This window comes from Gemmatimonadota bacterium (assembly GCA_026706345.1).
GTDB lineage: Bacteria > JAAXHH01 > JAAXHH01 > JAAXHH01 > JAAXHH01 > JAAXHH01.
Genome location: JAPOYX010000181.1, coordinates 1 through 14,131 on the forward strand (window position 1 = coordinate 1; position 14,131 = coordinate 14,131).

General features: G+C 61.3%; 11 protein-coding genes. 1 reads left to right on the top strand and 10 read right to left on the bottom strand.

Features of this window, described 5'->3' with window-relative positions:
* Together OXG98_12180 and OXG98_12185 are read right to left on the bottom strand one after the other, a co-directional pair.
* The coding region (locus OXG98_12180) for a hypothetical protein (protein MCY3772759.1) at nt 1-208 on the bottom strand (208 nt) is incomplete at its 3' end.
* A 212-nt stretch (nt 209-420) separates the two neighbouring features.
* Nucleotides 421-1,152, bottom strand: coding sequence for a SprT family zinc-dependent metalloprotease (locus tag OXG98_12185; protein ID MCY3772760.1), 732 nt, complete (start codon nt 1,150-1,152; stop codon nt 421-423).
* A 308-nt stretch (nt 1,153-1,460) separates the two neighbouring features.
* Between OXG98_12185 and OXG98_12190 the strand changes: the two genes are divergently transcribed.
* A complete protein-coding gene (locus OXG98_12190; protein ID MCY3772761.1) occupies nt 1,461-2,864 on the top strand; it encodes a sulfatase-like hydrolase/transferase in 1,404 nt (467 codons plus the stop codon).
* 143 nt (nt 2,865-3,007) lie between these two features.
* Here OXG98_12190 and OXG98_12195 read toward each other — a convergent pair whose 3' ends face one another.
* The 8 genes from OXG98_12195 to OXG98_12230 form a co-directional block, all read right to left on the bottom strand.
* Complete coding sequence (locus OXG98_12195) at nt 3,008-4,081, bottom strand: hypothetical protein (GenBank protein MCY3772762.1); 1,074 nt, start codon at nt 4,079-4,081, stop codon at nt 3,008-3,010.
* 569 nt (nt 4,082-4,650) lie between these two features.
* Nucleotides 4,651-5,184: an RNA polymerase sigma factor gene (locus tag OXG98_12200; protein ID MCY3772763.1), complete on the bottom strand. Its 534-nt coding sequence runs from the start codon at nt 5,182-5,184 to the stop codon at nt 4,651-4,653.
* Between the two features lie 135 nt (nt 5,185-5,319).
* Nucleotides 5,320-8,235 carry a formate dehydrogenase subunit alpha gene (gene fdhF / locus OXG98_12205; protein ID MCY3772764.1) on the bottom strand — a complete coding sequence of 972 codons (2,916 nt, stop codon included), beginning with the start codon at nt 8,233-8,235 and terminating at the stop codon, nt 5,320-5,322.
* Nucleotides 8,228-9,904 (bottom strand): NAD(P)H-dependent oxidoreductase subunit E, encoded by a 1,677-nt coding sequence (locus OXG98_12210; GenBank protein MCY3772765.1) that lies wholly within the window; start codon nt 9,902-9,904, stop codon nt 8,228-8,230. The genes fdhF and OXG98_12210 overlap by 8 nt, the downstream gene beginning before the upstream one ends.
* A gap of 24 nt (nt 9,905-9,928) precedes the next feature.
* Nucleotides 9,929-10,696 (bottom strand): phosphodiesterase, encoded by a 768-nt coding sequence (locus tag OXG98_12215; GenBank protein MCY3772766.1) that lies wholly within the window; start codon nt 10,694-10,696, stop codon nt 9,929-9,931.
* A gap of 3 nt (nt 10,697-10,699) precedes the next feature.
* Nucleotides 10,700-12,196: a leucyl aminopeptidase gene (locus tag OXG98_12220; GenBank protein ID MCY3772767.1), complete on the bottom strand. Its 1,497-nt coding sequence runs from the start codon at nt 12,194-12,196 to the stop codon at nt 10,700-10,702.
* Between the two features lie 89 nt (nt 12,197-12,285).
* A complete protein-coding gene (locus OXG98_12225; GenBank protein ID MCY3772768.1) occupies nt 12,286-12,510 on the bottom strand; it encodes a zinc ribbon domain-containing protein in 225 nt (74 codons plus the stop codon).
* A gap of 63 nt (nt 12,511-12,573) precedes the next feature.
* On the bottom strand, nt 12,574-14,022 hold the full coding sequence (locus OXG98_12230) for a heterodisulfide reductase-related iron-sulfur binding cluster (GenBank protein ID MCY3772769.1): 1,449 nt from the start codon (nt 14,020-14,022) through the stop codon (nt 12,574-12,576).
* Nucleotides 14,023-14,131 lie beyond the last annotated feature (109 nt).

The window sequence follows — 14,131 nt, forward strand, 5'->3', positions numbered from 1 at the left end:
AGTACATGTCCTTGTAGGTGCGGCCCCAGGCATGGTGGACGCCCATGGCGTTGTTGGCGGTGATCGGACCGTCGATGAAGGACCACGAGGGACGATCCGCCAATTGTGCGCGTAGTTTATCGAAGATTCGACGATCCTCCCACCATGCGAGAATGCGCTCCTCCATGGCGGGGTATGCCATCTTTCCGTCGAAGGGCTTGAACTTCATTCAACCCACCCGTTGCTGCATGATTCAACGAACCACCAGACCGCGATCCGCGGACCAGGCTACGCGCAACACCTGCCGGCGACCGTAAGACGCGCTGCCGCGGCTTGACGGCCGACTTAGAACGCCGGTCAGAAAATAGGCGGTAGGGCACCGGTACACAAGGTAATTCTGGGAGCGGTCGGGAGGGCAGAAAACAGCGCGCCACCCCATATTCACCCGGCATGTCCCGTATCCGGGAACCGGTTCAGTTCTTCCCGGTGCGCTCGCCAGTCCGGCATCAGTTTGTCGAGGATACCCCAGAACCGCCGGTTGTGCGATGGTTCGATCAGGTGTGCCATTTCATGGACGATCACGTACTCGAGGCATCGTGCGGGTTTCTTGGCCAGTTCCAGGTTCAACCAGATCCGACGAGCCCGGCAATTGCAGGTTCCCCAGCGGGTCTTCATCTTCCGGATGCGCCATTCCGCCACCTCGACTCCCATTACCGGTTCCCACGCCGCTATCATCGCGGGCACCCTGGACTTCAGTCGCTCGCGGTACCACCGGGCGAGCAGGGTCCGGCGCTCCGGCAGGCCGGTATCCGGACGGATCCGCATCTCGAGGGTGGATTCGCCCAGCAGGTAGACGGCGGGCGGACCGTCAAAGGCCGTGACATTGAGCGGGACGCTCAACCCTTCTACGTAATGCCGTTCACCGGTAACGAGATGGTAGTCGGGTTCGGGCCCGCGGCTGCGCTGTCTTTCCTGTTGCCGCCGGATCCACGACATCCGCCTGACCACGGCTTTCCGGATCGATTCATCGTCCAGGTGGAGCGGCGCGGAAACCCTCACGCGTCCGCCAGGAAAGCCTACCCTGAGGTACAAGTGCCTGATCCGTTTCCGATAGACGTCCACGTCCACGTCGTCCACACGAATCTGGTAAGGTTTGACGCCTTTGATAGGCAACCTGCTTTTCGAATCGGACCTGCGGCGGCAGACCGGCGAGTACGATTAGCTAGCCATGGAGTTGACCGAACCTGAACGAGCGTACAATATAACGGTGCGTTCGAAGCACTGGTAGCGCAAACCACGATCGTTGCGTCTGGAGTTCGAGCGTCTTGACTTTGCCGGGCAGAGCCAACTTTATTGACTGAATACCTGACCAGCCTGCGAATGCCCGTTGATTCATCACATCGTCCTCAAGCATTTCCATTTCTTCTTGATTCGGGTGTTATGGGATGATGGTGTGATGGCCTCATGGAGGACGGAACATCTTGTCACGCAAACCGCCCAACGTCCTGTTCCTTTTCACAGACGACCAGCGTTTCGATACGATCGGGGCTCTCGGCAACCCGTGCGTGCGAACGCCGGCACTGGACCGGTTGGTGTCCCGGGGCACAACGTTTACCCACGCACACATCCCCGGGGGCACCTCGGCCGCGGTATGCATGCCCAGCCGCGCGATGCTCCACACGGGCCGAACCCTGTTTCATCTCGACGGAGCCGGCGCGGATATACCCCCGGAACACGTGATGCTCGGGGAATACCTGCAATCACTCGGCTACCGTACCTGGGGCACGGGGAAATGGCATAACGGCGCCTCGTCCTTCGGCCGCAGCTTTTCTGATGGCGCGAATATCTTCTTCGGGGGCATGGACGACCACTGGAACGTGCCCGTCTTCGACTACGATTCGGAGGGCAGATACGATGGAACGCTTCCGCAGTGTCCGGATGCCTTTCGATCGAATGCGTTGAAGATACGGAACGGGGATCACATACACGCGGGCAGACATTCCAGCGAGCTATTCGCCGATTGCGCCGCTGAATGGCTGAAAGGGTACGACGCCGACGATCCCTTCTTCACGTACGTCTCGTTCATGGCCCCGCACGATCCGCGGACGATGCCGGGCGCATACCTGGATTTGTACGATCCGGCGGAAGTGCCGCTACCGGACAACTTCATGGGCGGCCATCCCTTCGACAACGGCGATCTGAAAGTACGGGACGAATTGCTCGAGGACTTTCCCCGCGACCCGGACAGGACACGGCGCCATATCGCGGAATACTATGCGATGATTACCCATCTCGACGCCCAGGTGGGGAGGATTCTGGACGCGCTGGAAGCGTCCGGAAAGGCGGATGACACCATCGTGGTCTTCGCCGGGGACAACGGACTGGCGGTCGGCCAGCATGGACTTTTCGGAAAGCAGAACCTGTACGACCACAGCATTCGCGTGCCCCTGGTGTTCTCCGGTCCGGGCATCACCCGCGGTGTCCGGCGGAGCGCTTACGCGTATCTGCTCGACATCTTTCCCACCCTGTGCGACCTGATTGGCATCGATACGCCCGGTTCCGTGGAAGGAACGAGCCTCGCGCCCGCGCTCGACGACCCCGGCGCGCGCCCGCGGGACACGCTGTTCGGCGCCTACCGGCAATGGCAGCGCATGGTGAAGGACGAACGGTTCAAACTGATCGAGTACGTGGTCGACGGACGCCGTACCACGCAGTTGTTCGACCTGTCGCAGGACCCCTGGGAATGCCACAACCTGGCCGGGGTCACATCATATGCGGACTGTATGCACGGCCTGCGGAACCGGCTCCGTGCATGGCGCGATGATTGGGATGATGCCTGCAGCGAGTGGGGCCGGGCCTTCTGGGCGGGTTACGATGCGTCCTGAACACATACCGCGGCGCCGTGCGCGTCCCAAACGATGAATCGAGCGCAGGGAGGCCGGGCCGGTCGGTTACGCGACTCGAGTCGGCGTCGGAAAAGACTCGCCGACCGGGCTGGCGTCCTTGGTGGGTCAGCACATTCCCGGCGTCAGGCTACGGCTGCGCGGTTCCTGACGGATCTGAAGAGGACCAGCCCGATCGCACCCGTACCGATGATGATCATCAGCATATTAATAGCCCAACCGACATAGGGAAGGCTCACGGCGATCAGCACCAGGACCAGCCCGACGAGCAACGACAGGGCCATGGAACCCGTATCCTGCTGTTTCGGCCGCAGCAACGCGCTTCCCAGGAAGTGCGCCACGACGATCTTGGACACGTACAGGCCCAATGCCCAGACGGCAGCCATTACGAGTCCGGCCGGCAGACCGATGAGCGTCACGCAGAGCAGGACCGCCGCAACCGGCATCACTATGAGGACCAGGGCTCCGACCCCCGCAGACAGCGCCATTTCGCCCAGGCCGTCGAGTGGCACGCGGCGCAGCGCCGGAAGCGCCCGGAGCAGAAGCATGCCCGATATGAATGCCGCGGCCAGCCACAGGGCCATGCGCACGAAAGTCCAGACCGACAGTAGTTCGCCCTCATCCCGATCCGGTTCGGGAACGTCGACGATCGTTTCGCCGACAACAGAAGCGGCGGAATCCATCTGCAGATTCTCCCCGGCCGGCAGCTCGACGTCGAGATTCCCGCCGATCGACGCAGACGAATGAACGGCCGCCAGACTACCAAAGAAAGTAACGTCCCGCTTCACCTCGCCCGTTACCGTAAGGGTGTTACCGAACGCCGTCACGTTGCGGCCGACCGATCCGCCGACGTTGACATCTTCTGCAAATGCGAACAAGTCCCCCCCGATTGATGCGTCCCGTCTGGAGAGAATCGACTGGGCGAATCCATAGATGCTCTGACCGACTGTATCTCCAATGCGAATCACCTGTCCGAACGCTGCGATTCCGCCTCCCACATCGCCATCAATTTCGATGGCCCTCCCGAAGGAATACACATCGCCATGGACGGCACCCACGATTTCGACCGACTGGGCGAACACGATCAGGTCCCCGGTCACCACGCCGTCGATTCGGGCCGTGCGACCGAAGACAATGAGCGTGTCGTCAATGATTTCGTCCGATTCTATGGAGATGTTTTCGCCGGAACGTGTTTCCATGGCCTCCGCCGGAGCAGACAACCCCACTGCCAAGACCAGGCACCCGAGTAACTTCAAAGCTCCTGGTAATCTTCGTATCAGGACGAATACAGTACATAGCAGCATAATGGCAAACGCCGCGACACCAGCACTGCTGACCAGAGATTCCATGATCGAGCCTCCTTCCTGGATGAAGTAAAACCCTGAGCTGAATAGCAGGGACAGTTGTCCGGTAACGCCCAAAGGGCTGAGCCACTCAATGCTCCAAGGCAACTGCAAAGCCATTATCGAGCCAAGTCCCATCCTTAGCAGAGCCGCGAATACCGTGACCAGTCCCATCAATATCAAGGCATGGATTGGAGAAGGAGCATGGGCAGGATTCGTTTCCACCAGGAAGGCTTCGGTGTTCCCCAATACCCCAACGAGCGCATCCCGCTCCGTCTTCAATGCATGCACAAGGTCCCGGCACCGCGGGCAGCGGCTCAGATGATCTTCGAACTCGAGCGCTTCGGATCCGGATAACTCGCCGTCAGCATACATCGAGGTCGTGAGTTCAGAAGGACAAGCCTCCTTGCTCACCTTTTCGTCCGTCATAGCTCCCTCAGCTCCTCTCGCAATCGTTGCTTGGCACGTAAAATCAGCGTCGCTACCGTGTTCCTGTTCAGTTCGAGTGCTTCGCCGATTTCTTCGTAGGTGAACTCGTTGTAATAGGCCAGTACGAGCGGTACGCGATACTTGTCGGAGAGCGACTGTATTGCCGCTCGCACCCGTTCGCCCTTTTCTGCCCGGACCAGAAAATCGAGGGTGTCCTCGGATACCCGGGAAGGACCGATCCGGTCGGGATCGATGGATTCATAGATCCTGGTCTCGCTGCTACGACGACGCAGCAGGTCAAGACAATGATTGGTGGCTATTTTCAAAAGCCAGTTCAGGTACGACTTCGAACTGTCGACGGTCGAACGCTTCAGGTAGGCGCGAAAGAAGACTTCCTGTGCCGCGTCCTCGGCATCATCGATAGACTTCAATAGATATCGACAGAGTGCGAGAATCCGCCGGTAATGCGTCCGGTGGGTCTTGTCGAAATCCCGATCTGGTGCGCGCCGGCTGCCTGCGGTCGAGTTCATAACACCACTACGAGCGGCGGACCGAAAGAGTTTCAAAGTCGTGTCTCCGGGTCAGGTACCCGACACGACGAGTTTTTCGGAAGAGGGAGGGCGGAATCGTGGAGGAAGGCATCAACTGCGTCTGGAGAGAATCCCTTATATCCTTGATATCGCGGGCCTTACGGCCACCGCACAGTATTTGAATTCGGGGATCTTGCCGTCGGGGTCGAGGGCGTCGTTGGTCAGGATATTGGCGGCGGCTTCCTTGAAATGGAAGGGGATGAAAACGTTGCCGTCGGCCACGCGCGTCGACGACTTCGATTTCAGGGTGATGGCGCCGCGGCGAGAGGAGACGACCACCAGGGCACCGTCTTCACAGCCCAGGCGTTCGATGTCCCGAGGCGTCATCTCCACGAAGGGTTCCGGGGATATGACGTCGAGGGCCCGGGCGCGGCGGGTCATGGTGCCCGTGTGCCAGTGCTCCAGGACGCGGCCCGTATTCAGGACGAAGGGATACTCTTCGTCCGGCAGTTCGTCCGGCGGGGCAAAGGATACGGGGGTGAATCTGCCCCTGCCGCTGGGAAAGGTGTCGGTAAAGAGGACCGGCTCTTCCAGGGGCCATACCACGGTTTCCTGCTCCATCGCTTCGTAGGTGATGCCGTTGAAAATCGGCGTCACCGAGACGATTTCATCCCACACCGCCTCCGGACCGCCGTAGTCCCAGCGTGGACCGTTCTCGCCCTGCTCCATGCGGATCATCCGGTTGGCGAGGTCGATCAGGATGTCTCCGTCCAGGCGGGCTTCGCCGGGCGGATCCAGCGCCTGTCTTCCGATCTGCACCATGCGGTTCGTGTTGACGTAGGTTCCCCGCTTCTCCGCCGCGGTGGAAGCGGGCAGGATCACGTCCGCGAACTCCGCGGTCTCCGTCAGGAAGATATCCTGCACGACGAGAAACGACAGACTCTGCAGGGCTTTCCGGACCTTGTTCATGTTCGGGTCGGAAAGAAAGGGGTTCTCCCCCATCATGAGCATGCCCGCGATGCGGCCGTCGAGGGCGGCATGCATGATTTCCACGACCGTCAGGCCCGAACGCGGGTCGAGACGCGTATCCCATGCCTGCTCGAAATGCTTCCGCACGTCCGGATCGTCCGCAGGCTGGTAGCCCGGATAGAACCGCGGAATCAGTCCCACGTCGGAGGCGCCCTGCACGTTGTTCTGTCCCCGCAGCGGATGGAGCCCCGTGCCCGGGCGTCCGATGTTTCCGGTCATCAGGCAAAGCGAGATGAGTGCCCGGGCATTGTCCGTACCATTGACATGCTGGCTGATCCCCATGCCCCAGAAGATCATGGCCTGCCGCGCGCGACCGTACTCGACGGCGATCTCTTCGATTACCGGGGCGGGAACGCCGGTGATCTGCGAAACCAGTTCGGGCGTATAGGACCGCAGGGCCGGTTCGAGCGCATCGAAGTGTTCCGTCCGGGCCGCGATAAATTCCCGGTCCTGCAACCCTTCACGCAGAATCACGTGCATCAGTCCGTTGAGCAACGCAATGTCCGTGCCGGGCTTGAACCGTACGTACCGTGTGGCGTGGTCGGCGATGGTCGGCCGCCTGGGATCGAGGACAATCATCCTGGCACCGCGGTCGACGGCTTGTTTCATGTAGGTAGCGGCGACGGGATGGTTGTCTTCCGTATTGGAACCAACCACGAAGATGACGTCGGTTTCAAGGACTTCCTGAAAGGCGTTCGAGACCGCCCCGCTCCCGATGGCCTCGGTGAGGGCCGCCACGGAGGAGGCGTGACAGAGGCGCGTGCAGTGATCTACGTTGTTGGTACCGAAGACCACGCGTACCAGCTTTTGAAAAAGGTAGGCTTCTTCGTTGGTCACCTTGGCCGACCCGAAGCCGGCCAGCGCGCCCGGCCCCTGCTTTTGCTTGATTCCCAGCAAACGGCGGGCCGCCAGGTCCAGCGCCTCGTCCCATTCGGCCTCACGGAACACTTCCCGGATGCGATCGTTCCATTCCGGTGACCGCAGCGAGCGCCGGAACTCCCGGTAATCCTGGAAGTCCGCCGAAAGCGGCCGCTTCGGATAGGCGTCTTCCCGCCTGATGAGGGGTTTCAGGAGCCGCTGCGGATGGTGGGTGTAGTCGTAGCCATATCTTCCCTTGACACACAGCCGGCCTTCGGTGTGGGTATCTTCCCGCCCCGTCACCTGTACGATTCGATTGTTCTGTACATGGTACGAAATCCCACATCCTACCCCGCAATAGGGACAGACCGAGTCGATTTTCCTCGGTACGGTTTCATGCCGGCACACCGCCTCAGCGGGCTGCCCGCCATCGTGCGCGCTGGTCGAAACGCCATCGGCGGCGTCGACCCGGCCCCGGGGTGGACCGGCGGTTTCCGCGATCCCGCGGCCTGTCTCGACGAGGGAGATATCCGTCAGGGCAGAGGTGGGGCACGCGGCCACGCACTCGCCGCAGGAAACGCAGGAGGAGTTCCCCATGGGGAGGTCGTTATCGAAGGCGATGCGGGTATGGCATCCCTTGCCGGCACGGCCGATGACGTCGTTTACCTGGACATCGTCGCAGGCGCGGATACACCGGTCGCACAGGATGCAGGCGTTGTGATCCACCGCGATGACGGGCGAGGACAGGTCGTGCTCGACTAACGAGTTCGAACATGTCGAGGCATACCGTGACGGATCCGACTGCAGCAGTCTGCCCAGTCGGGCAAGTTCGTCCTGTGCCGGTGGTCTGCGCCGTTTCTCCTCGGGGGGTTGTCCGGCCTCCAGCAGTTCCACCAGGGTACGGCGCGTGCGAAGTACCCGCTCCGTATCGGTGCGTACCACCATGCCTTCTTCGACCTGGCGGATACAGGCCGCCGGCAGCGTGCGGGAGTTATCGACGTCGACCGCGCACACGCGGCACACGGCGACCGGTCGCAGTTTGGGATCGTGGCACAGGGTGGGAATGTCGATGCCGGCTGACCGGGCCGCTTCCCAGATCGTGGCGCCTCCCGGCGCGGTAACGCTCCTGCCGTCGATCGTCAGCGTGACGTTCCCACTACTCATCCGAACCGCCCCTGTCTTCCTCCCCATGACGGTTCGCCGCATGCCGGCGGGGTGTTTCGAATTCGTTTGAGAAGTGCCTGAGCGCCGAGGTGAGCGGGAGCGCAGCGGCCTGGCCCAGACCGCAGATGGAGGTGAGCTCCATCGCTTCGGCAACGTCCGCCACAGGCGCCAGCGTATCGGCCCGGGCATCTTCCTCCAGGACGGTATCCAGCAGCTGGACCAGATAGGCCGTGCCGGTTCGGCAGGGAACGCACTTGCCGCAGGACTCGTTGCGGAAGAAGGTGACCACGTTGCGGGCCAGATCCGCCATGTCCGCGCCTTCGGCCACGACAACGACGGCGCCGGATCCCAGCATGGAGCCCGCTTCCGACAGCGGTCTGAAGTCGAGCGGCACATCCGCCATGGACGCGGGCAGGAAACCCGAAGATGCCCCGCCCGGCGCAAAGGCTTTCAGTTTCCGCCCTCCGGAAACGCCCCCGCCGAAGTCATTGATGAGATCGCTTACCCGCGTCCCGAGCGGGATTTCGTAGACCCCCGGTTTTTCGACATGACCGCTGAGGGCGATGTACTTGCGTCCCGAAGCGCCGTTCACCCCCTGGGACTTGAACCAGTCCGCGCCGCGTTGCAGTATGGCGGGCACCCAGGCGAAGGTCTCGACGTTGTTGATCAGCGTGGGCCGGCCGTGCAGCCCGTGGGTACCCGGAAACGGCGGCTTGTTCCGGGGCTCGGCCCGTTTGCCCTCCATCGCTTCCAGCAGGGCCGTCTCTTCACCGCAGATGTATCCGCCGGGGCTGTCGAATATCTCCAGGTGGAAAGACCGATCCGTGTTCAGGATATCATCACCAAGGTATCCGGCCGAGTAGAACGCCCTGATGGTCCGTGCGAGGACCTCGCGCTCCCGGTCGTATTCGTGTCGCAGGAACAGGTAGCCCTGGCACGCGCCGACGGCAAGGCCGCCCAGGATCATGCCCTCGATGACGAGATGGGGATAGTGATACAGTATCTCCCGGTCCTTGAACGTGCCGGGTTCGCTCTCATCCGCGTTGCAGATCGCGTACTTGACCGCCGATGCTGTTTCTCGGACCAGGTCCCACTTGACGCCAGTCGGGAATCCGGCACCGCCCATCCCGCGCAACCCACTGTCTTTGATGGTCTGCACGAGCCGGCCTGCATCTCCACCTGAAATCCACTGTTTCAGGGACTCGGCGGCCAGGGGATGGTCGTAGGGATCGATAAACCCGGGGGCGGCGAGCCGCCGTACAAGCTGGCGGGCAACCCGGCCGTCCTCGGCCAGCCTCGCGACATAGGCGCCGAGCCGGTTTTCCGCCATGCTCCGGTAGCTGCGATCGTTGATGGAGACCACCGGCGCGCCGTCGCACTGTCCGAGACAGGACGTTTCGGATACGTCCCACTCGTCCAGTCCGGCGTAGTCCACGGTTTCCCGAAGCGTTTCCAGCACGTCGCGGGCACCGTGGAGATGGCAGGAAAGGTCGGTGCAGACCCGAAGCGTGGCTTCGGGAGGCGGCTGCAGCCGGAAATGGGGATAGAAACTGGCCACGCCATGAGCTTCGTAGAGGGGAATGCCCTTGCGTTCCGAAAGGGATTTCAATTCCTCTTCGGGCAGATAGCCGTGACGCGCCTGTATTTCCTTCAGATCGTCGATTAACATGTACTCGGGCCGGTAGGGCGTCAGTTACAAGGGGAGTCGGTGTATCGATGTGTTCCATTCAGACCCGCACAAATCGACGATTCGAAACGCCGCGGGTTCGTCCGTCGCGATGACGCGGGTGCCGTCCGGCTTGACCACGGGGTCCTTGCGGAACTGCAGACCCACGCTCGGAGCGATAAGGACCGTCGCATGATCCAGTTCGATGCGAAAGTCGTAGTGGAGGTGACCGCACAGAATCAGCCGCAACGAAGCATGGGCGTTGCATATCCGAAGAAACCGGCCGCCATCCTTCAGAATCAGCTTATCCATCCACGCGACGCCCACCGGTACCGGCGGGTGGTGCATGCATACAGTGGCAGGCAAATCGTACGACAGCTCCTGTTCCAACCAGTCCAGTTGAACATCGTCCAGTCTTCCCTCCACCTCCCCCTCTTCGTAGGTATCGAGCACGATTATCCGGTGGCCACACCGGTCCAGCGCGTAATAATACGGGGCCGGATTCGCGGCGGTTTCGTCCAGCATGACCCGGCGGAAAACCGGACTGTAATCGTGATTGCCCATGGCCATGAAACAGGGAAAGCGAAGGCTGGCAAGGGTGTTTTTCAGCGTCAGGTAGGATGCTTCGGACCCATCATTGCTCTGATCGCCCGTCATGACGACGAGATCGGGTGCGGGGCTAAGCCGGTTTACCGCATCTATGGCGGCCTGAAGTCGTCCCAGGGTGTCCTGGCCGTGTACGGGCTGTTGCGCCGCTGGAACGATATGGGGGTCGGAGAGTTGTACGATGCGCATGGATCAGCTCTTCCAGTCCTTTACCAGTTGAAGCAGCAGCCGCACCCCCACGCCCGTGGCTCCTTTCGGACAATAGGCCCTGGTCGATTCCGTGTAGGCCGTGCCCGCGATGTCGAGGTGCACCCAGGGGCGATCGACGAACTTCTGCAAAAAGGCGCCGGCGGTCAGGGCGCCCCCCCATCGGCCGCCGGTATTCTTGACGTCGGCGATATGGCTCTTGATCTGATCGTGATATTCCTTCCACAGCGGCAGCGGCCACACCCGCTCACCTGTGACCTCGCCGGCCAAGCGAACCCGGTCCAGCAACGTTTCGTCGTTGCCCATCATCCCGGACGCGGCGTGGCCGAGGGCCACGACGCAGGCCCCCGTCAACGTGGCGAGATCGATCACGGCCGCCGGCTCGTACCGTTCCGCGAATCCCAGGGCATCGGCCAATACGAGGCGCCCTTCGGCGTCCGTGTTGATGACTTCGATTGTCTTCCGTGAGAGGGTCGTAATGACGTCGCCGGGCTTCAACGCCCTGCCGTCCGGCAGGTTTTCGGTGGCCGGAATGAGTCCGACCACGTGGACGGACGGTTTCAGCATGCCGATCGAATGCATGGCGCCGATCACGGCCGCCGCTCCCGACATGTCGTGTTTCATGTCTTCCATGCCACCGCTCGGCTTGATGGATATCCCCCCGCTGTCGAAAGTGATGCCTTTTCCGATGAACACGAGGGTATCCCGGCCGTCGGCAGGTTCGCCGTACTCCAGCACGATGAAACGCGGAGGTTCCTCACTGCCGGCGTTGACGGCGATCAGAGCGCCCATGCCTTCTTTTTCGATTTGCTTTCGGGTCAGGATCCGGCAGGTCAGGCCGGTATCAGACGCCATTCGACGGGCGGCGGCGGCCAGCTTGCGCGGCGGCAGTGCGTTTCCGGGCGCATTGGACAGATCCCGCGCCAGAATCGTACCCGCGGCGGTTACTCGCCCGGCTTCGATCCCGCCCCTGATGTCACGGGCCTGCGCGCGTTGCTGGATCAGAACCGTCAGGCTCTCGAGACTGGATCCATCAGATCCATCGGTCTTGAAATCATCATATCTGTAGGCGCCCAGCAACAACCCTTCTACAACCGCCTGCGCGCAGTCTTCAGGGAGAAGGCCCTGGACGTCCAGCCCGTGTATGGCCGTCGAAAGTTCCGTCACGCCGAGTTTCATGGCCTTTTTTACGGCGATGCCCGAAGCGCGCCGGGCCGATTCCGGATCGAATACATCCCGGCTTCCGAGCCCGACCAGGATAACCCGGCCGGGAGGCGCCAGGCCTCTTGGATACAGTACCGTGACTTCCTCGCCATTCCCCTTGAAATCCCCCATCGCCAGTATTTCGCGCAGATAACGGCGAAGAGCGGATTCCATGGCGAGGGAGTCGCCTTCCGCGAGTTTGTCCTCTTTGAACAACCCGATGACTACGGTGGTATCGATTTCAGATCCGATACGTCCGACTTTCAATTCGATTTGCATGCGTCTTCCGTTCCGGACAACGGCTGGCTGCCCGTCCTGTGCCGGCCTGTCAGATTGGCTGGACCTCATGCGATCCGGTCTACATGGAGTCAATGATGGCATCCGCAGGCAGGTCCGCATGGGGCGGAGGACACGGATGCCGTTGCCGCCGGTGCGTCTTTCGCCGATACTGCGGTGGAAAAGGCGGAAAACTTCTTGACGACTTCGTTTTCCGAGCACGCGGGGCAGGCGATGTTTTCCGAAGTTTCCGCGTTCTTTACGAGCACTTCGAAGTCTTCATCACACTTCACGCAGTAATACTCGAATATCGGCATGTTCATTCACCTTCCGCATCGGGGTCCCGCCACGTTTGATCGCAACCCGGCCTGGTCGATCATCTACGACCCGCCGGTGGTTTCCGCAGGTTGTCCTGTTTCCTTTTCTTCGCGCCTGGTTCGATAGGCGCGGTCGAGCAGCTCCACGGGATGCAGGACCTCGATTTCCCGTCCCTCCCGGCGTATACCATGCTGAATCTGCAATATGCATCCCGGGTTTCCGGTCGCCACCACGTCGGGTTGCGCCTGCCTGACGTGACCCATTTTCCGGGCAAGCAGCCTGTCCGCCATGTCGGGATGAGTGATATTGTACACCCCCGCGCTCCCGCAACACCAGTCCGATTCCTCCAGTTCAACGAGTTCCAGACCGGGTATTCGGCTCAGCAGGTCACGGGGCTGATCGCGGACGCGCTGCCCGTGGGCGAGATGGCAGGCGTCGTGATAGGCGACCCGTACGGCGACGGTACCCATCTCCGCTTTGGCCGGTATCTCGGCAAGAAACTCGTGCACGTCCTTTACCATGTCGGAAAATGTAAGGGCGCGGTCCCGGTACACCGGATCGCCGGCAAGAAGGTCTCCGTACTCTTTCAACTGGGCCCCGCAACCCGCGGCGTTGATGATGACGGCATCCACTTTCGCGTCTTGGAAAGCGTCAATGTTCTTCCGGGCGAGCGTCTGCGCGGTACCGTGTTCCCCGCTGTGTACCTGAAGCGCACCGCAGCAGGTCTGTTGACGGGGAATCACGACGTCGCATCCGTTTTCGTTCAACACGCGCGCCGTGGCGACGTTTACGTGGGTGAACATCTCGTTCATCACGCAACCCGTTACCATGCCCACGCGGTAGGCCGCCTCTCCGCGGGCCGGCATGAAGGGCTTCAGTTGACCCTTCAATGACGAACCGGGCAGGGAAGGCATCATGGATTCCATGTCGCGCAGGCGGGACGGAAGCAGTTTCGTCAATCCCAGCCTGCGAACCAGCCACTGCAGCCCCGTCAGCTGGTAAATACGCATGGGAAGAAAAACGGCGGATAGCTTGAAACGCGACGGCAACAGCTTTTCAAAAACGAGCCACCTGAGCGCCCTGTCGGAAGCGGACCGGGGACGCTTTTCGATGATCTCGGCGCGTGCCGCCTCTACCAGGCTGCCGTAGTGGACGCCCGCGGGACAGGCCGTTTCACACGCCCGGCAGTTCAGGCACTGGTCAATGTGCGTCTCGAAATTGTCCGTGAGTGCTATGCGCCCGTCCGCATAGGCCCGCATCAGGTGGATGCGGCCCCGGGGGGAATCCATTTCGAGGCCGAGTTCCGAATACGTCGGGCAGGCCGGCAGGCACAGACCGCAGTGTACGCAGTCGAGGAACTTGTCGTATTCGCGTGCCAGTCTGTTCTGCGTGGTCATACGGCACGAATCCCGATCTATCAGGTAGCAGGAGCCCGCAATCCGGACCGGCACGGCCATGTCGACCACGCCGGGCAGTTCGAGGGGTGAAGCAGGGATCCTGGCTTGCTTCACACGGGAATGATCCGTTACATAACAACGGATTACACGCATGATGTCAAGCAATTTGTCGAATCGGGAAGGTTGATTTAACCCTTCCGTTTTTGCACTTTCAACATAACTT

Excerpts from the sequence above, each read along its gene's own strand:
- OXG98_12195 (MCY3772762.1), bottom strand. The coding sequence starts at position 4,081 with ATGGAAACACGTTCCGGCGAAAACATCTCCATAGAATCGGACGAAATC.
- OXG98_12210 (MCY3772765.1), bottom strand. The coding sequence starts at position 9,904 with ATGTTAATCGACGATCTGAAGGAAATACAGGCGCGTCACGGCTATCTG.
- OXG98_12225 (MCY3772768.1), bottom strand. The coding sequence starts at position 12,510 with ATGCCGATATTCGAGTATTACTGCGTGAAGTGTGATGAAGACTTCGAA.
- fdhF (MCY3772764.1), bottom strand. The coding sequence starts at position 8,235 with ATGAGTAGTGGGAACGTCACGCTGACGATCGACGGCAGGAGCGTTACC.
- OXG98_12220 (MCY3772767.1), bottom strand. The coding sequence starts at position 12,196 with ATGCAAATCGAATTGAAAGTCGGACGTATCGGATCTGAAATCGATACC.
- OXG98_12200 (MCY3772763.1), bottom strand. The coding sequence starts at position 5,184 with ATGAACTCGACCGCAGGCAGCCGGCGCGCACCAGATCGGGATTTCGAC.
- OXG98_12215 (MCY3772766.1), bottom strand. The coding sequence starts at position 10,696 with ATGCGCATCGTACAACTCTCCGACCCCCATATCGTTCCAGCGGCGCAA.